The organism is Seonamhaeicola sp. NFXS20 (assembly GCF_049132085.1).
In the GTDB taxonomy this organism is placed as follows: domain Bacteria; phylum Bacteroidota; class Bacteroidia; order Flavobacteriales; family Flavobacteriaceae; genus Seonamhaeicola.
The window spans coordinates 78,693-103,794 of record NZ_JAFMPU010000014.1 but is presented as its reverse complement, the minus strand read 5'-3'; the positions used below and the strand labels follow the sequence as shown (position 1 = coordinate 103,794).

Below are 25,102 nucleotides of genomic sequence, written 5' to 3'. Positions count from 1 at the left end.
CAGTACCAATGGGTCCAGACCAAGTACTGGAAAAACGTCATGCCATATTCAAGCACCAATCGCAAAAGGATGGTGTGGTCTTTCAAGGATCCGATAGTAGAGAGTTCTGGCAACGCGCAGAAGATCGTAACCGTGAAACAGCCGATATATACCACCAATTAGGTTTAGCGCATTACGCTGCTATGGAGGCTTTTGTAAGATGGCATTATTAAAACCCTATAGAATTTTGATTAATAGCTAATTTTTAATCCTGCCTAATTTTATATTTATGGCAGGATTATTTTAATCAAAAAAGTAAAAAAAACTGATAAATATGTTATCAGGTTTTTTTTTGTTCTATCTAAATTAAAATCTTGAATATTTTTAATTTCTTTTTTTAATCATTTCCTTTATTAGGTTAACAACAATTTCTGGTTCTGAAAAGATATTGCAATTGTTGAGAGTGAAAAAACCGCTATTATTATGAGTATGTTTTTGCCAGACTTCATTTGGTTAGCCACAGGAAGTAAAGGAAATTTTAAATATGAATTATTAGAACCATTAAAAAAACGAAATTGTTTTGCATTTCCTGACAAAGGCGAATTTGAAAACTGGAACAATAGAGCAACTGAATTAAAGACAAAAGGTTTTAAGATTGCCGTTAGTGATTTGTTAGAGCAAACAGATTATAAAAATGGCTTTGATTTGGCAGATTATTATTTTAAGCTTAATTAAAATTTTTAAACTTCGTTGGTATCTGTCGTGCGTGTAGTTATGAAAGCCTAAAAAAGAAAAGATTGATTAATCAATCTTTTTTTCAAAATAATACTAAATTGAATAATCAAATTTTTTCAAGTTTAGATAAAATCAAACGAAATGAACGGGCTAAAAGGTGTTTTAATGTAATAAATGCACAAAATGAAGCTTTAAAAACAACTTTATTTTTAACTAAAAAAATTACACAAAACAGATACTAGAAAGCTAACAATACAAAAATCGTACAAATTTATAAAATACAAAACCTCAACTAGTTAAAAATCAATTAGTTGAGGTTTTTTAATGTGGAGTCGGAGAGAATCGAACTCTCGTCCAAACAAGTAATCAAAGGGCTTTCTACACGTTTAGTTTTTACTTAATTTTCGATAATAAGCCGGCTAAAAACTACCTACTTATTACTTAGCTTCTAAATCTCGAAAAGGTATCGAAGCGCTACCTAATCTTGGTTAATATTTACGATGCCTCTAAAAAGAACGCCATTAACCAAGGCTTTCTGGAGACATTTAGCTTACACACCTTGTGTGCCGAGGCTTGAACTTACTATAATTCAGTTATTAAGCAGCTAAAGCGTAATTATTTTCGCCGTTTAAAGTTTGATTTAGCCTTTTAGGTGTTTCAAAATCATTACACCACGTGCTTACCGTTTAATTAATCTCGCTGTCAAAACCAGTCGACCCCATTAATATATGGTAAGATTTAAATATTTTATTTGGGCGTTACCCTATCGGGTCAGGCTTTCGGTAGTCGCTCTTTTCAAGGAGCTCCAACAAATACCTCAATCCTTAACGCAGAGGGCAAAGGTATTAAAAACTTTCAAATTTGTTTTTAAATACAATACTAATAGAGCAAAAATTGTTCCAAAATACGTATTACAAATTGGTAATAGTTTTTCTTATAGCAACTAAGTTTGTAAGTAGTTTTTCCAAATTATTTAAATGTAGCATATTGGCACCATCACTTTTTGCGTTAGCAGGATCAAAATGAGTTTCAATAAATAATCCATCAACATTATTAACAATACCTGCTCTTGCAATGGTTTCAATCATTTCAGGTCTTCCGCCAGTTACACCAGCACTTTGGTTTGGTTGTTGTAAAGAATGGGTAACATCTAAAATTGTTGGAGCATATTGGCGCATGGTAGGAATACCTCTAAAATCTACAATCATGTCCTGGTAACCAAACATGGTACCTCTATCTGTTATCCAAGCTTTATCACTACCAGAGTCTTTTACTTTTTGAACGGCGTGTTTCATGGCTTCCGGACTCATAAATTGTCCTTTTTTTAAATTCACCACTTTACCTGTTTTAGCAGCTGCAACTACTAAGTCTGTTTGTCTAACTAAAAATGCTGGGATTTGTAAAACATCAACATATTGGGCTGCTAAAGTAGCATCGGTAACTTCATGAATATCTGTTACTGTGGGTACATCAAAAGTATTAGAAACTTTTTTAAGAATTTTTAAAGCTTTTTCATCACCAATGCCAGTAAAACTATCAATTCTGCTTCGGTTTGCTTTTTTAAAGCTACCTTTAAATACATAAGGAATTTGTAATTTATTGGTAATAGTTACTATTTTTTCGGCAATTCTTAAAGCCATGTCTTCTCCTTCAATAGCGCATGGGCCAGCTAATAAAAAGAAGTTGTTAGAATTAGTATGTTTAATCTTTGGAATATCTAGAAGATTCATTTGCTTAAAAAATTAAGCAACAAAGATAATCAATTTAAAAAGCGGTTTTTAAACTATTTCTTATAATCCACGTAGCCATAAAAAAATTGACTAAAACAAATAAACCAGTATAAATTATTGCACTTAGCGTATTATGGTTATTAAAAACAAAGCTAAAAATACCAGATAGATACACTAAAATTAAATATGAAGAAATACAAACAAATGTAATTCCTAGTATAAAGTTTAATTTATTATTAGGCTTAATTATTTGCCATAAAAAAGGAATGCCAAATAATAAAATAGGGTAAGCTGTTAATCCTTCGGTTTTGTTAATTTTAGTGAACCAATAAATTGTAATTGATATAAAATACAGATAAGGTACGTACTTTACGTATTTGTTAATTAGGGTCATAAAAATAAATTTTAGAAATTGAGAGTAAAATTGGTCGGTTAAATATAATAAACTTAACTTAAATACTTTAAGAAAATTATTCAGCATTTTAAATTATAACATTTAATTAACTAAATGAGAAAATAAACGCTACCTTTGCACGCTTAATTTAAGGAGGCTCAGAATGAATACAATAAAAAACATAGCTATTATTGCACACGTAGACCACGGTAAAACTACTTTGGTTGATAAGATTATGTACCACTGTCAACTGTTTCGAGAAAATGAAAACACAGGTGATTTAATTCTAGATAATAACGATTTAGAACGCGAACGCGGGATAACTATTACTTCAAAAAACGTTTCAGTTACTTATAAGGATATTAAAATTAATATTATTGATACACCTGGTCACGCCGATTTTGGAGGAGAAGTAGAACGTGTTTTAAATATGGCAGATGGTGTTTTATTATTGGTTGATGCTTTTGAAGGTCCTATGCCACAAACCCGTTTTGTGTTGCAAAAAGCAATTGACTTAGGATTAAAACCTTGTGTAGTTGTTAATAAAGTAGACAAGGAAAATTGTACACCAGATGAAGTTCATGAGAAGGTGTTCGATTTAATGTTTGAATTAGGAGCAGAAGAATGGCAGCTAGATTTTCCAACCGTTTATGGTTCTGCCAAAAACAATTGGATGAGTGAAGATTGGCAAAAACCAACAGATAATATTGAGCCTTTATTAGAAATGGTTATTGAGCATATTCCTTCACCAAAAATTGAAGAAGGAACAACTCAAATGCTTATCACGTCATTAGATTTCTCATCATTTACAGGTAGAATAGCTATTGGTAGATTAACCAGAGGCGAGTTAAAAGTTGGTCAAAACATTTCTTTAGTAAAAAGAGATGGAAGTATTGTGAAGTCTAAAATTAAGGAATTACACACTTTTGAAGGTTTAGGAAGAAAGAAAGTAGAAGAAGTGCAAGCTGGTGATATTTGTGCCATTGTTGGTCTTGAAGGGTTTGAAATTGGTGATACAGTAGCCGATTGGGAAAACCCAGAAGGTTTAAAAACCATAGCCATAGATGAGCCTACTATGAGTATGTTGTTTACAATTAATGATTCACCTTTCTTTGGAAAAGATGGAAAGTATGTTACATCGCGCCACATTAAAGAACGTTTAACAAAAGAGCTAGAAAAAAACTTAGCTTTACGAGTTGAAGAAACTGATAGTGCCGATAAATTTATGGTATTTGGTAGAGGGGTATTACATTTATCTGTTTTAATAGAGACTATGCGTCGCGAAGGATATGAACTTCAAATTGGTCAGCCACAAGTAATCATTAAAGAAGTAGATGGTGTAAAATGCGAACCCGTTGAAGAAATGACCATTGATTTACCCGAAGAAGTATCTGGTAAAGCTATAGAAATGGTAACTATGCGTAAAGGAGAAATGTTAAGTATGGAGGCCAAAGGCGATAGAATGGTATGTGAGTTTATCATTCCATCAAGAGGTATTATAGGATTACGTAATCAATTATTAACAGCAACTGCCGGAGAAGCTATAATGGCGCATAGGTTTAAAGAATATCAACCCGTAAAAGGAGGTATTCCAGAACGTCAAAATGGTAGTTTGGTTTCTATGGAAAACGGAACAGCAATTCCGTATTCAATAGATAAATTACAAGAACGTGGTAAGTTTTTTATAGATCCAGGAGAGGATATTTATGAAGGACAGGTTATTGGAGAAAACTCTAGAGGAGATGATATGACGGTTAATGTTACTAAAACTAAAAAATTAAGTAACGTGCGTTCTGCTGGAGCCGATGATAAAGCAAAAATTGTTCCTGCAGTTAAGTTTTCATTAGAAGAAGCCTTAGAGTACATTCAAAAAGATGAATACGTAGAGGTAACGCCAAACCACTTACGATTAAGAAAAATATTTTTAAAAGAGGTTGAACGTAAACGAAATAAGTCTATTTAATGGAATTTTTAGGGGTTTCAATTGTTGAGTGGGTTGGGTATTTAGCTATGGCTACAGTGCTTTTATCATTCTTAATGAAATCTGTTATTAAGCTTAGAATGGTAAATTTATTAGGGTGTTTGTTCTTTGTTATTTATGGATTTATGCTTAGTCCAATTTCAAAACCTATAATAATAACTAATTCAGCAATTCTTATTATTAACTTATTTTACCTATTAAGAAAAACAAAATAAAGGTAATCTAGTACACTTTATCTATTAAACTTATTATAATAATTTAAAAGTATATTGATTTTGTATATTTGATTTCGTTCAAAATGAATTAGATAGACAATTTTTTTTTAAACGAGTGAACTAAGTTGAATATATTATTATAATAGGAAATTTGTATTAATTGAAAAAATTAATAGACTATATAAATAAGTTTGTACTAGTTAAAATTGCATCTCTACAAACAGCATCTGTAACAACAAGAGTTATTGCAGGTTTGTTAACATCTAAAGCTATTGCTGTTTTTATAGGAGCAGAAGGGATGGCATTGATTGGGAATTTCCAAAATTTTGTAAGTTCATTTCAAACTATATCAATACTGGGGTTCTATAAAGGTGTTGTAAAATATATAGCTAAGTTTAAAGATAATGTTGCAGAACTAAGTAAAACCATTTCTACGGTGTTTTATGCTGGTTTTATTGCAACTGTATTAGTGTCTGTAGTTTGTTATTTCAATGCAGAATTAATTACAAATGTTATATTTCCAGAATACAACAACTACTCACTAGCTATTAAGGTTTTTGCAATAGTACTTCCTTTTTATGCTTTAAACATGTTTACCTTTTCTATAATGAATGGGTTTTCTAAGTATAAAATTTTAATCATAATAAATATCATTGGGCAGATTTTAAGTGTATCTGTAGCTTTATTATTAATTTATCAAGAAGCATTAAAAGGCGCTTTAATTTCTGTAGCCATAGCAGAATCGTTAATCTTCTTAATAACCTTGGTTGGTATTATAAATAGAAAAAGTTTAGTGCCTTTAATAAGTGTTAATAAATTTAGTTTTAGCTTTTTAAAAAAACTAAGACCATATTCTATGATGGCACTTTTTTCGACTGTTTTACTCCCCCTTGTAGCTATTGCTATTAGAAATTACATTATTGAAAACGTTGGCTATAAAGATGCTGGCTTTTGGGAAGCAATGACCAGAATATCTAAATATTATTTAATGTTTATTACATCTTTAATGGCATTGTATATTTTACCCAGATTTACAGAAATAAATAATACTAAAGATTTTAGAAAAGAAGTTTTTGGTTTTTATAAAACAGTAATGCCAATTTTAGCCTTTGCCTTATTAGTAATATTTTTACTTAAGCCATTAATTGTTTCGGTAGTTTTTACAGAAGAGTTTAAACCTGTTGAAGATTTATTTTTGTGGCAATTATTAGGAGATTTTGTTAAAGTACTTTCAATGGTTATAGCCTATCAATTTATTGCAAAAAAAATGTTTTGGCATTATATTTTAACCGAAACATTTTTAATAATTACACTATACTGTAGTAGTATTTATTTTATTAATCATTTTGGTGTTAAAGGTGTAGTTATTGCTCACTTTGTAAGTTATTTAGTTTACTACGGCATTATTTTATCTATTTTTGGTAAATCGCTTTTTAGTTCTTTTAAAGAAGAAGTATAGCATAAAATTTTTACATGCAAGAATTTAGAATTGTTCAATATTCAAAAGAATATTTCCATGAATGGAATAACTTTATTCTAAACACAAAAAATAGTACTTTCCTATTCAATAGAAATTTTATGGAATATCATCAAGATAGGTTTCAAGATATTTCATTGTTAATTTTTAAAGAAAAGAAGTTAATTGCTGTATTACCAGCAAACAAAGTAGGTAGTATGGTTATATCTCATCAGGGGTTAAGTTATGGAGGCTTAGTGTTTAACTCAGCTTTAAAATTTAACGTTGTAATAAAAATATTTACTCAAATTTTATATTATTTAAAAACAGAGGGTGTAGATAGATTTCAGCTTAAAATATTACCTTCAATATATAGTAAATTACCAAATGATGAGTTACCATATTTAATGTATTTAGTACAAGCAAAATTAATTAAAAGAGAAGCGCTTTCGGTGTTAAACTTAAAACAGAGAGTTAAAATTTCAAACAATAGATTAGAAGGGTACAAGAGAGGAATTAAATTTGGTTTAGAAATAAAAGAAGACGATAGTTTAGAGGCTTTTTGGAACACTATTTTAATTCCAAATTTAAAAGAAAAGCATAAGGCTAGCCCTGTTCATTCTTTAGATGAAATTAATCAATTAAAGATTAAATTTCCAGATAATATAAAACAGTATAATGTATATTACAATAAAAAAATAGTAGCAGGAACTACGTTGTTTATAACAGAAAATACTGTGCGAACCCAATATATTTCTGGTAATTCTGAAAATAATAAATTAGGAAGTATAGACTTTTTGTTTGTTAGTTTAATAGAAAAGTTTAAAAATAAATCTTTTTTAGATTTAGGAGCCTCAAATACCAATAATGGTAAACAAATAAATACAGGATTACAATATTGGAAAGAAGGCTTAGGAGCTAGAACTATTGCGCAAGATTTTTATGAAATTGAAACCAAAAATCATAAATTACTAAACCAAGTTATGATATGATTAAGTTTTTAGATTTACATAAAATAAATAAACGGTTTGAACCCCAATTTCATGACAAGTTTCAACAATTCTTAAATTCAAACAATTATGTTTTAGGTTCTGAAGTTGATTTATTTGAAAAAGAATTTGCAACTTATTGTGGTACAAAATATTGTATTGGAGTTAGTTCTGGTTTAGAAGCACTACATTTAATTTTAGAAGCATATAAAATATTAGGGAAGTTAGCTGAAGGAGACGAGGTTATAGTACCCGCTAACACCTACATAGCCACAATTTTAGCAGTTTCTCATAAAGGGTTAAAACCAATTTTAGTGGAGCCTAGTTTGCAAACTTATAACATAGATGCAACAAAAGTAGAAAGTGTTATTACACATAAAACTAAGGCCATTTTAGGAGTTCATTTATATGGCTATTTATATAATGTAAAAGAATTAGAAAGAATATCTAAAAAGTATAATTTATTATTAATAGAAGACGCAGCCCAAGCTCATGGGGCAGTTAATTCAGATGGCAGAAAAGCTGGAAATGTTTCAAATGCAGCAGCCTTTAGTTTTTACCCTACCAAAAATTTAGGAGCTTTGGGAGAAGCAGGAGCCATTACAACAAATGATTCTGAATTAGCCAAAGTTGTTTATAAACTAAGAAACTACGGGCGTAAAACGTCTTATGAAAATGATTATAAGGGATATAATTGTAGATTAGATGAAATTCAAGCAGCCCTTTTAAGAGTTAAGTTAAACTATCTTGATGACGACAATAAAAGAAGACAAGAAAATGCCAAATATTACTTAAGTAACATAAATGCAAAAAATATTGTTTTACCGTATTATGAAAATTTAAAAGAACACGTATTTCATTTATTTGTTGTTAGGTCTAAAACTAGAGATTCCTTAAAAGATTATCTTTTTAAAAACGGTATTGAAACATTTGTGCATTATCCAATACCAACACATAAACAAAACGCTTATAAAGAGTTTAATAAAGAAAGCTATCCTATAACAGAACAAATACATCAAGAAGTTTTAAGTTTACCAATAAATCAATTATTAGAAATTTGTGAAGTTGAAAAAATAATTGATGTTGTTTCTAATTACAAGTAGTTTTTTGAACGAGAATAAAAACTCATATAAGCAAATCTTAAAAGCCACAACACTATTTGGTGGTGTTCAGGTTTATAATATTTTGTTATCCGTTATAAAAACAAAATTAGTAGCTGTTTTAATAGGAGCTAATGGTTTGGGTGTTTTAGGCTTGTTTAATTCAACCATTAGACTTATTGTTGATTTAACAAAGGTGGGGTTAGATACAAGTGCAGTAAAAGAAATTTCAGAGTTAAATTCAAATCAAGGAACTCATGAAGTTTCTAGTTTTATATCTGTTTTAAACAAAGTTATTTGGATTACCGGAATTTTAGGGGCAATTTTAGTGGTATGTTTTTCAAAACCAATAAGTGTTTGGACTTTTGGAGATGATGCATATACTGTACATTTTATTTGGCTAGCAATTGCTATTGTATTCAGTCAACTTACAAATGGGAAAAAAGCTATATTACAAGGAACTCATCAACTAAAAAAGCTCGCAAAAGCAAACTTAATAGGGAGTTCTTTATCCTTAGTTATTACGCTACCCATTTATTATTATTTTAGAATCGACGGTATTGTTCCTGCTATAATTTTAGGTTTTGTAATAGCATATTTAGTTTTTTTAAGATATTCTAATACAAAAAAAAACAAAGTAGTTAAATATAGTTTATCTGAGGTTTACCAAAAAAGTAAGCCTATGTTGTTATTGGGGGTGACTATGAGTTTTACATCTATTGTAGGGGCTTTAACGTTATGGCTAATTCAAATTTATATAAGAAATAAAGGAGGTGTTGAAGAAGTTGGATTTTATAGTGCCGGAATAGTTGTTATTAACTCCTATGTAGGCATGGTTTTTAATGCTATGTCAACAGATTATTTCCCTAGGCTATCAGCTATAAATAAAAATAATATTTTGGTAAAAGAAGTGGTTAATAAACAAGCTAACATAGCTATTTTAATAATAACTCCTATAATACTATTGTTTTTAACTTTTGATTTTTTAATCATTAGAATATTATACACAAAGGAGTTTCTAGTTATTTTAGGCTTTGTAACTTTTGGGGTTTTAGGAACATTATTTAAAGCTGTTTCTTTTTCAATGGGTTATGTGATTATAGCAAAAGGAGATTCAAAAATCTTTATAAAAACAAGTTTGTTTTTTAATACTTTGTTGTTTTTAATATGTGCGCTATCTTATAATTATTGGGGGCTTAGAGGTCTAGGAATTGGTTTATTATTGCATTATATTATACACTTTACTGTTTTAAAAATATTAACCTATTATTTATATAACTTAACTTTAAATAAAGCATTTTATAAGACGTTTTTATTTTGTGTTATGTTATGTTTTTTAGGGTTTTTAGGAACACTTATAGATTATAAATATATTCGGTTTTTAGTAATGGTTTTAATTGTTTTAATTTCAGTTATATTTACCATTAAGGAGTTTAATAAACAGATGAATTTAAAGGAAATATTACTTAGACTTTTAAAGATTAATAAAAAATAAATAGGCGATATGTTTGGGCTTGGAATAAAAAGAAAAGTTAAGTTTTTTATTAAAGTAAATTGGATAAAGACTGTGTATTTTAATTTTAAAATGTTTCCTTTTAAAATTGCAAAGAAGCTTCCGGTATTTTTTTATGGAAGTGTTAAGTTTACAAGTCTTAGCGGAGAAATTATTATTGATGCACCAATAAAAATAGGTATGATTGGTTTCGGGCAGCAGTTTGAGATTTTTACGTGTAGTAAAAAAACAGCTGAAATAAACTTATCAGGTAGATTAAAAATAAAAGGACATGTACATATTGGTAAAGATTGTTCTTTATATATTGCGAAAGAAGCCTATTGTGAGTTTGGTAATATGACTTGTTTAGGGTATAATGTCAAGATATTTTGTACTAATAAAATTATTTTAGGTGAATGGGCTAGAGTAGCTTATGAATCGCAAATATATGATACGAATTTTCACAACATCTATAATACTTCAACCCAAGAAAGATATAGTAAGAGTAAACCAATTATAATTGGAAATTATAATTGGGTGGCTAATAGAAGCACCATTACAAAATCAACTATAACTCCAGATTATTGTATTGTTGCATCAAATAGTGTGTTAAGTAAGGATTATTCGAAATTTGGAAGTTATATTTTGTTAGGAGGTATTCCTGCTAAATTAATTAAAGAACATATTTCTAGAGATTGGGAAGGGGAACGAGCAAGGATTGAAGATTTCCTTATATTTAAAAAATAAAACGTATAAAGCAGGTGCTCTCTAAATAGAATCATACACTTTTTAATAAAGCCTTTAACCCTGTGTATAAAAGTTTAAAGAGAAGCATAAATTCTCTGGCTTTTATAAATTTAAATATTTCAAAGTGCACTCTTTTAAGCATGATGCGGTATTCACTTTTTGAAGAATTGAGTTTAAGTATTTTTTCAAGAATTTTTAGAGTAGATGTATGTAATTTATGAGATAGATTACCATTCTTTAAAAAATTAGCACTTAATGAATTTGATAACTCTCTTTTTTGAGCAAGCACTAATGGGATGTATTGAAAACTATAATTTCTAGAAATTCGCACCCATAAATCCAAATCTTCATAAGCTAAACTTTCATCATAACCACCAACACCATCGAAAATATTTTTTTTTATCATGGCAGCCACAGAGCATATTTTTGTGGTTCTACCTATAACCATTTTATAAATATCACCACTGTTAGGTGTTTCGGTTTTATCATAATATATAGAAATATAATTATTGTTTTCGTCTATTAAATCAATATTTCCATAAACAATAGCAAGGTTTTCATACTTACTTTCAGTAAAAGCTCTAACTTGTTCTTCAATACAATTATTTAAAAGTATATCATCAGCAGCAAAATCTACAATATATTCACCAGTTGCATATTTAATAGCGTTATTAAATGTTTTTGTATTACCAAGGTTTTCTGGGTTTTTTAAAAAAAGAATATTGCTGTGTTTTTCTAGCCATTGGTTAATTTTTGTGACAGAATTATCAGTGCTGCAGTCGTCAGTAATTATAAGTTGAATGTTATTATAAGTTTGATTTATTATTGAATTTAAAGCTTCTAATACATAATCTTGGTGGTTGTAGCAAGTGCAAATAACAGATACTTGTGGAGTTGATGACATCAGTAAAAACTATGTTTTATATTTGTTACTAAAATAACCAAACCATAAGCATTGCAAAAGAAAAAACTAAAAATAGCAATTGTTGCTTATAATTTACAAGTAGGAGGCTTAACAAAGGTAATAACTACTTTGTATAATTTGCTTAGTAGTATAGAAGGGGTTAGTGTAGAATTGCTTTTTTTAGATAATGACGAAGCTATTAATTCTAATATTTACTATAAAAGTTTTAACAGCAAATCACAAAATGGGCGTTTTTTTCAAAAATATCTTAAGTACATTCGTTTTAAAAAGTATTTAAAAAGTACAGAATTTGATTTTATAATAGACCAACGTTATAGGATAAATGTAGTTTCAGAAATACTTATTACAAAGTATATTTATGCCAAAGAAAAAGTTATATATAACATTCATAGTTCGCAATTAAAAACCTATTTACCTCATTCTGTTAAGGTAACAAAGTTTTTATACAAAGACGCTTATAAAATTGTTTGTTGCTCTAAAGGAATTAAAGATTTAGTAAAAAATAAATATGGGCTAACCAATGTAACATGCATTTATAATTCTTTAAATTTAAATAGTTTTACAGAGCAAAAAAGCATTACATTAGGTTATAAATATATAGTTGCCGTAGGCCGTATTGAACCAGTAAAGCAGTTTGACAAGTTAATACAAGCATATGCAAATTCAATATTACCAAAGAAAAATATTAAACTTGTTATATTGGGTAATGGTTCTCAATTAAACACTTGTAAAAGAATTTCAGAAAAATTAAACTTATCCAATAAAGTTGTTTTTACAGGTGTTGTTTCAAATCCTGCTACTTATATGGTTAATGCTGAGTTTTTAGTTTTATGTAGTAAATATGAAGGGTTTCCTATGGTGCTTTTAGAATCTTTAGCTTGTTCAACACCGGTAGTTAGTTTTGATGTGGTTGCAGGGCCTAATGAAATTATTATTCCAAATGTAAATGGGGTTTTGGTTGAAAATCAAGATTTTGAATCTTTGACTAGAGTAATGAATAAAATGATAGAGGATGATAAATTTTTAAAAAACTGTAAAAAAGAAGCTAGAAATAGTATTGTAAGGTTTTCAAATGATGAAATAAAAAAAACTTGGTTAGAATTATTAAAAATAACTGAATAATGATGATAGGTAAAAAAATACAAATACAAAAAATTGAAGACTACAGAGGCAACCTATCTGTTATAGAAAAAGAAATTTTACCATTTGAATTTAAGCGTGTTTATTATTTATATGATGTCCCTGCTGGGGCTGAACGTGGAGGGCATGCACACATAGAACAAAAAGAATTTTTGGTAGCTTTATCTGGTAGCTTTGAAGTTGTTTTAAACAATGTAAAAGAACAAGAAACTGTGGTTTTAAATAAACCTTTTGAAGGGGTGTTAATAGATAAAGGTATATGGAGGGAATTAAAAAACTTTTCATCAGGTGCCGTTTGTTTAGTTATAGCATCAGATGTGTTTAAAGAAGAGGATTATATTAGAGATTTTGATGATTATAAAAATTACTTAAGAAGCTTTAATGGTAAATTGTAAAATCAATTCCTTTTTTCCTTAAATAGTGTTTTACTTTTAGCAACACTTGTAATAATTTAGGAGGAAGTTTTAATAAGATTTTTGATTTTAAAGAAATATCAGATGTAATTTCTTTAAGTAACTCCCCCGATTTTGAAATACTACCAGATACTCTGTAATGTAAAGCATATTCTAAGCGGTAATGATCTAGAAATATTTTTAAACTTTTATTAGTTTTTTCTAGTGCTTCAAATTTTTTAAAATCAATTAATTTTTTTGATAGAATATTTGTTTTAGAAAGCGACTCTTGAATTTCAAATCTATAAATAGAGGTGATTTCGTTTGATATAGCCACATTACAATGCGCAGCAATTCTAATCCATAAATCTAAATCCTGTCCGCTAGAAATATTAACATCAAATACTCCATATTCATCTAAAATGTGTTTTGGAATAGCAAGGGCAGAAGTATGGGCTATTCTATTTTTTAAACTAGCTTTAAAGAAATCAGAAACAATACCTCTGTAATTGTCTTCAATGCAATTGGTTAAATCATTTTCAATGATTTTTTTTCTAGAAATTTTAGTTTTGTATCTGCTACAATAAAGACCGCAGTTTGTGAAGTCGTTAAAAAGATTTGCAAGAACTTTTAAATGATTGGGTAACCATAAATCATCAGCATCTAGAAAAGCTATTAAACTGCCTTTAGCTAATTCAATACCTTTGTTTCTAGCTGCAGAAGCTCCTGAATTTTTTTGACTAAAAATGTTGACTCTTGAATCTTTAATAGCATTAATTTTTGATATGCTATTATCTGTAGAACCATCATTAACAATAATGACTTCAAAGTCTGTAAATGTTTGATTTAAAACACTGTTTAATGTGTCTTCAATAAAATTTTCTTTGTTGAAAAGGGGGATTATTACAGAAAAAAAAGCCATTATTTTTTTGAGTTAAGAGAAAGAAAATATCCTAAGCGATAAAAATCAAATAACAATAAGGAAGGTGTTTTAGATAATAATTGCTTCTTAATGGGGGTTTTTAAGCTTGAAAACAATAAAGTTATAGGATAATTGAGTTTAAATTTAGTGCATAATTGAGCAAATTTTGATAAAGCTACTTCGTCTGGTAAAATTAAATTCTTTTTTATCATATAATTAAGAGTGTAGACTGCTTCTTCAGATTTTTTTAAAAAAACAGAGCTAGTTTCTAGCCCTGTATGTAAAACAGGGTTATTTATATGTTTTACTTTAAAATTCTTTTTCTTTGCGTTTAATGAAAACAACGTGTCCTCGTGTCTTAAATTGGGTATTTCTGTGTTAAAAGTTAGTGTATTAAATAGGTCTTTTTTTATTAAAAAACTTAGGGTTAAAAATCTTATATAAGGTTTTTTTATTCTTTTATTAACATTTAAAGCTTCTCTTTTATTTCCATAAAACCAACGTAAGTGTTGATTACTTTTAGGAGCTTCTTTTTGATACTCAATGCCACCATAAATGATATCACTATTTTTATCTATAGATTTAATGTATTCTTGTAAAAAATTTTGGTTTAATATTTTCACATCAGCATCTAAAAAAAGTAAATATTCAAATTTAGCTTTTTGTGCAAGAAAATTACGAATTCCACTTCTGCCCATGTTAGTTTTATGAGCTATAAAAGTGGCATTAACTAAGTTATTAATTTTTTTATTTTCGTTATTTAATTTTGAGTTAGAACCATCATCAATACAAATTAATTCAAAATCTATTTCATAAAAACATGCTTGTTTGTGAATTTCTTCAGCTAAAGGAAATGCATTATAGTTATATGTAGGTATTAAAATTGAAAGCATAATTACCCCTTTCTCTGCACCACTTCATAAATTTTGTTGTCATCACATTTTAGTGTTTTACTTGGGTATTTTAAAAGTAAAGCATAATCGTGTGTAGCCATTAAAATAGTGTTGCCGTTTTTGTTAATATCTTGCAGTACTTTCATTACTTCAACACTGGTTTGTGGGTCTAAATTACCGGTGGGTTCATCGGCTAAAATAAGTTCTGGATTGTTAAGTAAGGCTCTTGCAATAGCAATACGTTGTTGTTCACCACCAGAAAGTTCATGCGGAAATTTAAAGCCTTTTGTTTTCATATCTACCTTTGCTAAAACTTCTTCAACTCTGGTATTCATTTCGTCTTTATTTTTCCAGCCTGTTGCTTTTAAAACAAATAATAAATTATCGTTTATAGTTCTATCTGTAAGTAATTTAAAGTCTTGAAAAACAACACCAAGTTTTCGTCTTAAAAAAGGAATATCTTTTTCTTTTAAGTGCTTTAAATTGTATTCAACAATATGGCCATCGCCTTCTTTTAAAGGTAAATCGCCATAAAGTGTTTTCATAAAACTACTTTTTCCTGTACCTGTTTTACCAATTAAGTACACAAACTCTCCTTTATTAATTTCAACATTAACGTTAGAGAGCACTAAACTATCTCCTTGATAAATAGAAGCGTTTTTTAATTGTAAAATAGGATTTGACATAAAGATAAAGTTTGAAGATACAAGTTTAAAATTTAATGTTTAACATAACAAACACAAAAGCACATTTTTTGTTGTACTAACAAAAAAAATTATACAGAAAACCTCATTTTTTTTAACATTTAATAACTTGGTTTATAATTATGGCACGATTATTTCGTTATAGGCTTTATAATAATTTATCTTTGGTTTCAATTAAAAAAACGAATAGTCAATGACTAAAAAAAGTATTATTACCCTTTTAGTAGCTATCGGTTTTAGTCTTCACCTTTTAGCTCAACAATCAGCTGTATATACCAATAACAAAGTAGATTATCAAAAAGCACTTTCGTTATACAATAATCAACAGTATTTAGCAGCACAATCTTTATTTGCAAGTGTAAAAAAAACAGCTAAAGAAGACATTTTACAATCAGACTGTGCTTATTACATTGCAAATTGTGCGGTTAGATTAAATCAACAAAATGCAGACCGACTTGTTGAGGATTTTGTAAAAGAATACCCCACTAGTACAAAGCGTAATACAGCTTATGTAGATGTAGCCGATTATTATTTTGAAAACTCAAAATATGCCTATGCTAGAAAGTGGTATAACAAGGTAAATGAAGATGCTCTAGGAAAAACCGAAAAAGAAAAGTTCTACTTTAATAATGGATATTCTGCCTTTACAACCAAGCAATATAGAGATGCTAAAAAGTATTTATCTAAGGTAGAAAGTTCTAAAGAATACGGTTCGCAAGCTAAATATTACATTGGTTATATGGCTTATGAAGGCGATGATTATGATGAAGCTAATGAGTATTTTGATCAAGTGAGTGACCAAGAGCGTTACAAAGAAAAACTGTCTTATTATCAGGCCGATTTAAACTTTAAACTAGGCAATTTTGAAAAAGCTATAGAATTAGCAAAAGAAAGATTACCAAATAGTGATGAAGAAGAAGTTTCAGAACTATCTAAAATTATAGGAGAAAGTTATTTTAATTTAGAAGAATATGCAGCAGCCATTCCTTATTTAACCGCTTACAAAGGAAAAAAAAGTAAAAGAGAACGCACTGCAAAATGGAATAACACAGATTTTTATCAATTAGGATACGCGCATTATAAACAAGGTGATTATGAAAAAGCCATTTCTGAGTTTAACAAAATAATTGGCGGAAACAATGCTATTGCCCAAAATGCCTATTATCATTTGGGTGAAAGCTATATTCACTTAGGTAAAAAACAAGAAGCATTAAATGCCTTTAGATATGCTTCTCAAATGGATTTCAATTTAAAAATTCAAGAAGATGCTTGGTTAAATTATGCCAAAATTAGTTATGAAATAGGAAACCCTTACCAATCGGCTCCACAAGTTTTGGCTGGTTATTTAGAAAAATATCCAGAAACAAGTTATAAAGAAGAAATTGAAACCTTACTGATAGACTCTTACATTACTTCTAAAAACTATAAGGAAGCACTTAAGTTACTAGAAGGAAAAAAGAATTTTGAAAACAAGCTAGCCTACCAAAAAGTAGCATTTTACAGAGGTGTAGAATTGTATAATGAAAATCAATATTTAGAAGCTAAAAAGTTATTTGAAGCTTCGTTAAAAGAACCCAGAGATGATAACTACACCGCTAGAGCAACCTTCTGGAAAGCCGAAGCAGATTACAATTTAACCAATTTTGATGAGGCTCTTATTGGGTTTAAACAGTTTGAGCAAATGGCAGTAAACGCACCAGAAACCGAGAATTTAGATTATAATTTGGCTTACACCTATTTTAAATTGAAAAATTATGCCAAAGCTACCGAGTATTTCAATAAATTCATTTCTAATAAAAAAAATGATGAAGTAAGACTAAACGATGCCTATTTACGCTTAGGTGATGTTAATTTTGTTACTAGCAATTATAGTAGTGCCATAAAAGCCTATAACAACGCCATTAAATTAAACGAAATAGAATCAGATTATCCAGCGTTTCAAAAAGCAATCAGTGTTGGTTATTTGGGGCAATCTTCTAAAAAAATTAAAGAATTAGAGCAATTTATTTCAGACTATCAATCGTCTAAACTTCGTGATGATGCCATGTATGAATTGGGTAATTCTTATGTAAAAGCTAACCAAACTAGTAAAGCACTTCAAATTTACAACCGTTTAAATACTGAGTACAAAATGAGTTCCTTTGTTCCTAAATCATTACTCCGTCAGGGACTTGTGTATTATAACGGTAATGAGAATGAAAAAGCTTTAACAAAGTTTAAAAAAGTGGCAGAAAGTTATCCTGGAACACCAGAAGCAGTTCAAGCAGTTTCAACAACCAAATTAATTTATATAGATTTGGGTAGAGTTGATGATTATGCTAATTGGGTACGAACTTTAGATTATGTTGAAGTTACCGATACAGAATTAGATAATGCGTCATATACTGCAGCAGAAAAACAATATTTAGACGGTAATACAGATAGGGCTATTAAGCAATTTAATAGTTATATAAACGAATTTTCTAACGGATTACATATTTTACAAGCACACTTTTATTTAGGGCAATTGTATTATAAAAAAGGGTTGGTTGCCAATGCAGCTCCACATTACAAATACATTGTAGAGACTTCGCAAAGCGAATACACCGAAGAAGCTTTATCGCGTTTATCTCAATATTATTTAGAAGAAAAAAAATGGGAACAAGCCATTCCTATATTACAAAGGTTAGAAAATGAAGCTAACTATCCGCAAAATGTGGTGTTTGCACAATCAAACTTAATGAAAGCTAATTACCAGTTAGAAAACTACGAAAAAGCAGTTTCATATGCCGAAAAAGTGTTAGCAAATTCTAAAATTGACAATAAAATTAAGAGTGATGCATACATTATAATAGCACGTTCTGCCATTAAAACAGGTGATGAAGACAAAGCAAAATCAGCCTACGCTCAAGTTGAAAAAGTAGCAACCGGAGAAACCGCTGCTGAGGCCTTATACTACAATGCTTACTTTAAAAACAAAGAAGGAGACTATCAAGCGTCAAACAATTCGGTACAGAAATTAGCTAAAGATTATTCGGGATATAAATATTATAGTGCCAAAGGATTAGTAATTATGGCAAAGAATTTTTATGCGTTAGGAGATGCTTTTCAAGCAACTTATATTCTAGAAAGTGTTATAGAAAACTTTGCAGAGTTTGATGATGTGATAAATGAAGCTAAAGAAGAACTAAGCAAAATAAAAGCAGAAGAGGCTAAAACTAATTCATCAATTCAACCAGAATAAAATTCATCAATCTTAAATTAATAAATATGCGTAAGCACGTAAAACATATATTAAATTTTGTTATCATTTTTAGTGTAGCATTTTCTTTTTCTCAAGATAGAAACAAAGACACAATTAATACAGGTGTAATAGATGTTGTAAAACCTTATACGCCTTCCATTTCAGATGCATTTAAAGTAAAAGAAACGCCTACTATACAAGATGAAACAACCGAAAATAAAAAGGAAGTTAAGTATAACATATTTTCGTTTCCAGTAGCATCAACATTTACACCAGCTAAAGGAAAAGCAGCTGTAGTTGAAAAAAGAAAACCAATAAAACTTTATGATAATTATGCCACCCTTGGTGTTGGTACTTATACCACTATTTTAGGTGAAGTTTATTTAAATCATGCCATTAGCAGAACCGAAAGTATAGGCGGGTACGTAAGCCATAATTCATCACAAGGAGGTATTGAAGATGTCTCGTTTGATGATAATTATTCCATTTCAAAAATTAATGTAAATTATGCTACAACATTACGTGATCTATCGTGGAATGTAGAAGCAGGCTTTGATCATCAAATGTATAATTGGTATGGTGTTGCAGAGTCCTTTGTAGATACAGCTATAACTAATAATATAGATGAAGAACACACCTTTAACAATGCATATTTTGGTGGAAATATAAATTTTGAAGACACATATATTAACTCTGGAAGTTTCTTTTTTAGACGTTTTGCAGACAACCAAGGCTCTGGTGAAAATAGGTTTTTAATAGATACTAAAATCGATATTCCTATTGATAGAGAAGAGATTTCAACCACCTTTAAATTTGATTATTTAAAAGGTACGTTTGATAGAAGTTATGGCATTGATTCCGAATTTAATTACGGCAATTTTATTGTTAGTGCTGCCCCAACTTATGAAATGAAACAAGATGATTTAACCGTAAATGTTGGCGTAACGGTAGCCTATTTAAGAGACTCAGAATCTAAAGAAAGTAAATTTTACATTTACCCCAATGTAACAGCAACTTATAGATTGGTAAACGATGTGTTAATTGCATATGGTGGTATTGAAGGCGGGTTAAACCAAAACTCGTATTACGATTTTGCTTCAGAAAATCCGTTTGTATCACCAACGTTGTTTATAATACCAACAGACCAACAATACAACGCTTATATAGGTTTAAAAGGAAAACTGTCTAGTAATACAAGTTATAATGTAAGTGGTAGTTATATAGCCAATAGAAATAAAGCCTTATTTAAAAACAATGATATTACCTTAATGCCTGAACAAGCCTACTCATACGGAAATTCTTTTGGAATTGTTTATGATGATGTAGATACCTTTGGAGTGGCAGGTGAAATTAATGTTGATGTAAACCGAAACTTTAAATTAGGCATAAAAGCAGAATATTTTAGCTACAATACCGATACTGAAACAGAAGCTTGGAACTTACCAGATTTTAAAGGCTCTTTATTTTTAGATTACCAAATAGATGACCATTGGTTTACAGGCGCTAATCTGTTTTATGTAGGCGAAAGAAAAGATCAATATTTTTTAAATGATGGCGTAACCGTAACCACACCTTTTACAGTTAATTTAGATAGTTATTTTGATGCTAATGCACATGTAGGTTATCATATTAACGATAAAATTTCGGTATTTGCAAAAGCTAATAATATAGCTAATAATGCTTACCAACGTTGGCAAAATTTTCCGGTACAGAGTATTCAGTTTTTAGCAGGAGCTACGTTTAAGTTCGATTTTTAATTTAGATTATAAACCTAAAATAAAATCTGTATTAGTTTTTTAAGTAGCTAAATAATAAGTGCTTAAATAAAATTTTATTGTGGTGGTTTTTATTTTTTAAATGGTTTGTTGTTCAACTTTTGAGAGGCTTTGTTTCTTACTTTTTTTGTAATTCCATTTTGTGAAAAATCCAATATTATTTCTCTTGTTATTTCTTTAGAGTCTAATATTTGATTTTGAATTTTAGCACTGCCATTTTTTAATATTTTTTCTACTAACTCAGTAGAAATCCCATTTTTATTAAATTCTAAACGATAAGTTTCTGAAAGCTCATCTACAACACCTCTTTTTTTAGTTATTCTTGGGTCTTTGTAAACAGGTAAAGTTTGCATTAATTCCTCTAGCTTTTCTACAAGTTTTAATCTTGACTTTGTAGTAAAAGATAAAAATGGATGTTCCCAATTAGGCTTAATATCAAATTTGTTGGTTTTTGAATTAAAATTCTCTACAAAATTTAAAACGTTCACTTGAAACTCGCCATTAAGGTCTCGTTCAGGTCTCCATTGTACATCAATAAGTTTTAAGCGTGCATTATTACGTAGCATTAATAAACTAGAACCTTCAAAATAATGTTCGTAACCAGAAATGGGGTCAACTTCATAAAGTTGATTGTAATCTACTTGCCAACCAGCGGCAATTCTTAAAGGTTGAAGGTTCATTTTTATTCTTGAGTTGTGATGTTAAATTGATGAGTATGTTTTATGGATTTTGTTTAATGATTTGTATATGATTTCGTTGTGTGTTTGTAACGTATGATTACCAGAAGAGGCTTTGTTCTGAGATAGCTTTTAATTATTTAACTCTATTATATATCTTTCAACGTTATGTGGTATTATCGAATTAAGATTAATTCCAATTTCTCTCAGAAAAATTTCTCGAATTATAAATTCAAGCAAATAATTTGTTTTAAGAATCTCTTCACTTTTTAAACTCTTTGCTTTGTGCTTTTCTTCTAAATGAGCGTGGTAATTTCTTGTTATTTTTAACCTTTCTGCATATTCGTCCAATTTTTTTAATTGTGATGCTAAACTTGAATTATTTAATAAATATTCTAAACGTGTTTTCAAATAACCATTTTTATTAATATGATTCTTGTGATAGTTTTCTAAAATCGAGATATAGGTAAGAAATTTATTCTCAATTAAAACACCTTTTTGACCATAGACACTAAAAAAATTTATAATTGCTAATTCTAGTGTTTTTTGTTTTTCGTACCATTTTTCAAATATTGAATTCGAATATTTAGTAAAAATTTCAAATTCAATCTCTTTACCTAAGCCATAATCTGGTTTATTTGATTTTTTTATGGCTTTATATGTTGCTCGACCTTTAGTTCTAAGTTCAATAACTTTAGATAAAAATGGTTTGAAAAGAATTAAACTAAAAAGTCGTTCTATTGATTTTCTGATTTTTGATAATTCAGTTATTTCAAAAGGGGCATTAGGCTCAATATTTATAAAAACAGTTTCTATAATATGTGATTTTCTGCGTCTTTGGAAATTCGTAGAAGCTCGAAAATATAAATAAACACTAAAATCTTTATTCTTGAATAACTTAATAATATCTGGTTGGTTATACAAATGACTTATTTCAAATTTCTTGTCAATTTTTGTGTTAAAGTCAAATCCACTAATTGGAATCCAATTGTTAAGCTCATCAGAACTAAGCATTAATATATTATATAGATTTGATTCAATTTCTGAATCATAAGCGGAAGCGATTAATATATTGTCGGATTTGTACTTAATTTTGTCTAGTGGGCCAATTGATTGGTAGGATTTATAGGTGTCATAAAGTTTAACAGAATAAGTTTTAGAATCACTATGACAATTTAAATAACCTAATACTAATTTTGTTTCACCCCATTTATCAGTAATGTCGGTTTCATCTTCTAATGGTTGTAAGGAAGAAATAGTTGCACTGCCATTTTCGTCTATAAATAAAGTTGCAATAACCTTTTTTTTATCTCTGTCAGGAATCCAAAAAATTCCATTAAAATATTGATTGTAATAATTCAATTGTCAAGTATATTATATTGTTCCAAGGTTGCTCGCTACTATAAAGATACGCATTACTATAAAACCACATATCCAACACTAAACGAAAATAGCAGAAAAATTTTACAAATTCAAGTTTAGTAAGTTGAAGAAATTAATTATAGGGTTAAGCGGGCTAAATAATCAAAATGTTCACCACCCTTAATCAATTCACATTGTAAACCAACAGTTTCGCAAGCCAACTTTAATGTATTAAAGTCTAAATACAACCATTTCATGGGTATTTCTTTTTCGCCTTTATAACTAATAAAATAATCTAATTCGCCATAATAATTTGCGTTAGTATCAATCCAAAAACCACCATCGTTATCTTCATACATATATTTAATATCAGAAGAATCAATTAAAATTTGTCCGTTGGGTTTTAAGAGGCTTTTTAGGTGTTTTAAATATTTAGCTACTTTATTTAATTCCTGAAAAATACCAGTTCCATTCATAAGCAAAAGAATAGTATCAAAGGTTTTGGTTTCATTTAAAATATCTAAAACTTCGGCATTAAAAACACCGCGTTTTTTGGTAACATCAATAGCGCCTTTAGAGATGTCTATAGCTTTTATATTAAGCCCCTTTTGTTGTAAATACAAACTGTGGCTTCCAGAGCCGCAACCAACATCAAGCACACTTCCTTTTGCCAATTGTAGAGCCTTTTGTTCTAATTTAGGCATTTCTGAGAAACTTCTAAATAAATAGGGTAGCGGAAGCTCATCTTCTTCAGAAATATTGGTTGATGTAATAATGTCTTCGGTATAATTATTATTGTAATAATCTATGAGTGCCTTACCAAAAATGTCTTTCATTTAAATTACTTTTGTACTATGCAAGACATTATAAATAATCTTCCAAAGCAGGCCAAAGATAAGCATAACGAGAATAAAAAATTCTTTCAGAAATTAAAAAAGAAACCTCCAAAGAATTTAGATTATATAATGCAGGAGTTACACCAGGAAGAATTTGAAAGCACCAATTGTTTAGAATGTGCCAACTGTTGTAAAACAACTGGACCTCTATTTACAGATAAAGATATAGAGCGTATTGCTAAGTTTTTTAGATTGAAACCAAAACAATTTATTGAACAGTATTTAAGAGTAGATGAAGACAACGATTATGTGTTACAAACTGTACCATGCACTTTTTTAGGAGCAGATAATTATTGTTCTATATATGAAGTTAGACCAAAAGCATGTAGAGAATTTCCGCATACAGACAGAAAAAAGTTTCAGCAAATTTCTAACCTAACACTTAAAAATGTAGCTATATGTCCGGCAGCTTTTAATATTGTTGAAGCCATGAAACAACGTTTAAAATAAACTATGCACGCATAGTTTATGGTTTTATTGTATATTTAAAGAAACTAAATAAGTACATGCAGGCGTTCTTAAATTACTTTGAAACCATATCATCGCTCCACCGTGCAATAATTATAGTTGGTGGTTTAACCTTTTTTTGGCTACTAGAAGGTATCATGCCATTATTTGGCAAACCTTATAAAAAATGGAGTCATGCTATACCCAATATTTTCTTTACACTTACTACTGTGTTGGTAAATTTACCATTAGCTTTTTTATTGTTAAAATCATCAGATTGGGTGGTAAATAATACCTTTGGAGTTTTGTATTGGTTACCAGAAATGCCACTTTGGTTATTTGTTGTTTTTGGTTTGTTATTAATGGATCTTGTAGGTGCCTATTTACCTCATTTAATTGAGCATAAAGTAAAACTATTGTGGATGGTACATTTGGTACATCATACAGATCATAACGTAGATGCTACCACAGCAAACCGGCATCACCCCTTAGAAAGTGTCATTAGGTATGTGTTTACTTTGTTAGGGGTTTTTATTATTGGCGCTCCTATAGCATTGGTAATGTTGTACCAATCTTTATCGGTTGTAGCAACGCAATTTAACCATGCTAATATAAAGTTACCAAAGCGCGTTGATGCTGTTTTAAGCTATATTATAGTGTCTCCAGATATGCATAAAGTACATCATCATTATCGGTTACCGTACACCGATTCTAATTATGGAAATATTTTCTCTGTTTGGGACAAGTTATTTGGAACCTTTATGAAATTAGATACCAACAAAATTATTTATGGCGTAGATGTATTTCCAGATGAAAAGAAAAATACCCATATAGCAGAGTTGTTAAAACAACCTTTTCAAAAATATGAAAAGTCAACAATGAATCCAGATAATTAAATCAATTAGTTGTATTTGGGCGTTACCTAAAG

General features: G+C 29.3%; 23 protein-coding genes, 1 other RNA gene and 1 pseudogene. 15 read left to right on the top strand and 10 right to left on the bottom strand.

Annotation, left to right across the window (positions count from 1 at the left end):
* Both J1D01_RS16035 and J1D01_RS16030 read left to right on the top strand, forming a co-directional pair.
* A pseudogene (locus J1D01_RS16035) lies at positions 1-212 on the top strand (glucosamine-6-phosphate deaminase); the annotation flags it as partial.
* Between the two features lie 214 nt (positions 213-426).
* Positions 427-714, top strand: coding sequence for a DUF6371 domain-containing protein (locus J1D01_RS16030; protein ID WP_421151555.1), 288 nt, complete (start codon positions 427-429; stop codon positions 712-714).
* 324 nt (positions 715-1,038) lie between these two features.
* On the opposite strand, the gene ssrA is transcribed toward J1D01_RS16030, so the two are convergent.
* From ssrA to J1D01_RS16015, 3 genes are all read right to left on the bottom strand, one after another.
* Positions 1,039-1,434: a transfer-messenger RNA gene (ssrA, locus tag J1D01_RS16025) on the bottom strand.
* 191 nt (positions 1,435-1,625) lie between these two features.
* Positions 1,626-2,444, bottom strand: coding sequence for a 3-deoxy-8-phosphooctulonate synthase (gene kdsA, locus J1D01_RS16020; RefSeq protein WP_372938061.1), 819 nt, complete (start codon positions 2,442-2,444; stop codon positions 1,626-1,628).
* A gap of 34 nt (positions 2,445-2,478) precedes the next feature.
* Positions 2,479-2,838 carry a hypothetical protein gene (locus J1D01_RS16015; RefSeq protein ID WP_421151553.1) on the bottom strand — a complete coding sequence of 120 codons (360 nt, stop codon included), beginning with the start codon at positions 2,836-2,838 and terminating at the stop codon, positions 2,479-2,481.
* Between the two features lie 163 nt (positions 2,839-3,001).
* Between J1D01_RS16015 and typA the strand changes: the two genes are divergently transcribed.
* The 7 genes from typA (at position 3,002) to J1D01_RS15980 (ending at position 10,818) form a co-directional block, all read left to right on the top strand.
* Entirely contained in the window at positions 3,002-4,801 is a 1,800-nt protein-coding gene (gene typA / locus J1D01_RS16010) for a translational GTPase TypA (protein WP_421151552.1), read from the top strand.
* Positions 4,801-5,034 carry a uroporphyrinogen decarboxylase gene (locus tag J1D01_RS16005; protein WP_372938059.1) on the top strand — a complete coding sequence of 78 codons (234 nt, stop codon included), beginning with the start codon at positions 4,801-4,803 and terminating at the stop codon, positions 5,032-5,034. Before typA ends, J1D01_RS16005 begins: the two co-directional genes overlap by 1 nt.
* Before the next feature lie 160 nt (positions 5,035-5,194).
* Positions 5,195-6,493, top strand: a complete 1,299-nt coding sequence (locus J1D01_RS16000; RefSeq protein ID WP_421151551.1) for an O-antigen translocase — start codon at positions 5,195-5,197, stop codon at positions 6,491-6,493.
* A gap of 14 nt (positions 6,494-6,507) precedes the next feature.
* Positions 6,508-7,482: a GNAT family N-acetyltransferase gene (locus J1D01_RS15995; RefSeq protein WP_421151550.1), complete on the top strand. Its 975-nt coding sequence runs from the start codon at positions 6,508-6,510 to the stop codon at positions 7,480-7,482.
* On the top strand, positions 7,479-8,582 hold the full coding sequence (locus J1D01_RS15990; protein WP_421151549.1) for a DegT/DnrJ/EryC1/StrS family aminotransferase: 1,104 nt from the start codon (positions 7,479-7,481) through the stop codon (positions 8,580-8,582). Before J1D01_RS15995 ends, J1D01_RS15990 begins: the two co-directional genes overlap by 4 nt.
* A gap of 4 nt (positions 8,583-8,586) precedes the next feature.
* Positions 8,587-10,074 (top strand): oligosaccharide flippase family protein, encoded by a 1,488-nt coding sequence (locus J1D01_RS15985; protein ID WP_421151548.1) that lies wholly within the window; start codon positions 8,587-8,589, stop codon positions 10,072-10,074.
* Between the two features lie 90 nt (positions 10,075-10,164).
* A complete protein-coding gene (locus J1D01_RS15980; protein ID WP_421151547.1) occupies positions 10,165-10,818 on the top strand; it encodes an acyltransferase in 654 nt (217 codons plus the stop codon).
* Positions 10,819-10,849: 31 nt separating this feature from the next.
* Here J1D01_RS15980 and J1D01_RS15975 read toward each other — a convergent pair whose 3' ends face one another.
* Positions 10,850-11,722: a glycosyltransferase family 2 protein gene (locus J1D01_RS15975; protein WP_421151546.1), complete on the bottom strand. Its 873-nt coding sequence runs from the start codon at positions 11,720-11,722 to the stop codon at positions 10,850-10,852.
* Positions 11,723-11,773: 51 nt separating this feature from the next.
* Between J1D01_RS15975 and J1D01_RS15970 the strand changes: the two genes are divergently transcribed.
* Complete coding sequence (locus J1D01_RS15970) at positions 11,774-12,865, top strand: glycosyltransferase (protein ID WP_421151545.1); 1,092 nt, start codon at positions 11,774-11,776, stop codon at positions 12,863-12,865.
* Positions 12,865-13,278 carry a sugar 3,4-ketoisomerase gene (locus tag J1D01_RS15965; RefSeq protein ID WP_421151544.1) on the top strand — a complete coding sequence of 138 codons (414 nt, stop codon included), beginning with the start codon at positions 12,865-12,867 and terminating at the stop codon, positions 13,276-13,278. The genes J1D01_RS15970 and J1D01_RS15965 overlap by 1 nt, the downstream gene beginning before the upstream one ends.
* On the opposite strand, the gene J1D01_RS15960 is transcribed toward J1D01_RS15965, so the two are convergent.
* The 3 genes from J1D01_RS15960 to J1D01_RS15950 are packed head-to-tail and all read right to left on the bottom strand — an operon-like array spanning position 13,262 to position 15,776.
* A complete protein-coding gene (locus tag J1D01_RS15960; protein ID WP_421151543.1) occupies positions 13,262-14,197 on the bottom strand; it encodes a glycosyltransferase family 2 protein in 936 nt (311 codons plus the stop codon). The genes J1D01_RS15965 and J1D01_RS15960 overlap by 17 nt on opposite strands.
* On the bottom strand, positions 14,197-15,090 hold the full coding sequence (locus tag J1D01_RS15955; protein WP_421151542.1) for a glycosyltransferase family 2 protein: 894 nt from the start codon (positions 15,088-15,090) through the stop codon (positions 14,197-14,199). Before J1D01_RS15955 ends, J1D01_RS15960 begins: the two co-directional genes overlap by 1 nt.
* 2 nt (positions 15,091-15,092) lie before the next feature.
* Entirely contained in the window at positions 15,093-15,776 is a 684-nt protein-coding gene (locus tag J1D01_RS15950) for a cell division ATP-binding protein FtsE (protein ID WP_421151541.1), read from the bottom strand.
* 211 nt (positions 15,777-15,987) lie between these two features.
* On the opposite strand from J1D01_RS15950, the gene J1D01_RS15945 reads away from it, so the two are divergent.
* Positions 15,988-19,017, top strand: a complete 3,030-nt coding sequence (locus J1D01_RS15945; protein ID WP_421151540.1) for a tetratricopeptide repeat protein — start codon at positions 15,988-15,990, stop codon at positions 19,015-19,017.
* Between the two features lie 26 nt (positions 19,018-19,043).
* Positions 19,044-20,774: a TonB-dependent receptor gene (locus tag J1D01_RS15940; RefSeq protein ID WP_421151539.1), complete on the top strand. Its 1,731-nt coding sequence runs from the start codon at positions 19,044-19,046 to the stop codon at positions 20,772-20,774.
* 89 nt (positions 20,775-20,863) lie between these two features.
* Here J1D01_RS15940 and J1D01_RS15935 read toward each other — a convergent pair whose 3' ends face one another.
* The 3 genes from J1D01_RS15935 to J1D01_RS15925 all read right to left on the bottom strand — a co-directional run bounded on the left by J1D01_RS15935 (position 20,864) and on the right by J1D01_RS15925 (position 23,667).
* Positions 20,864-21,472: a hypothetical protein gene (locus J1D01_RS15935; protein WP_421151538.1), complete on the bottom strand. Its 609-nt coding sequence runs from the start codon at positions 21,470-21,472 to the stop codon at positions 20,864-20,866.
* A gap of 129 nt (positions 21,473-21,601) precedes the next feature.
* Positions 21,602-22,831 carry a HEPN domain-containing protein gene (locus J1D01_RS15930; RefSeq protein WP_421151537.1) on the bottom strand — a complete coding sequence of 410 codons (1,230 nt, stop codon included), beginning with the start codon at positions 22,829-22,831 and terminating at the stop codon, positions 21,602-21,604.
* 137 nt (positions 22,832-22,968) lie between these two features.
* Positions 22,969-23,667: a class I SAM-dependent methyltransferase gene (locus J1D01_RS15925; RefSeq protein ID WP_421151536.1), complete on the bottom strand. Its 699-nt coding sequence runs from the start codon at positions 23,665-23,667 to the stop codon at positions 22,969-22,971.
* 18 nt (positions 23,668-23,685) lie between these two features.
* Here J1D01_RS15925 and J1D01_RS15920 point away from each other — a divergent pair, with 18 nt between their 5' ends.
* Entirely contained in the window at positions 23,686-24,177 is a 492-nt protein-coding gene (locus tag J1D01_RS15920; RefSeq protein ID WP_421151535.1) for a YkgJ family cysteine cluster protein, read from the top strand.
* Positions 24,178-24,233: 56 nt separating this feature from the next.
* Positions 24,234-25,070: a sterol desaturase family protein gene (locus J1D01_RS15915; RefSeq protein WP_421151534.1), complete on the top strand. Its 837-nt coding sequence runs from the start codon at positions 24,234-24,236 to the stop codon at positions 25,068-25,070.
* Positions 25,071-25,102: the final 32 nt, after the last annotated feature.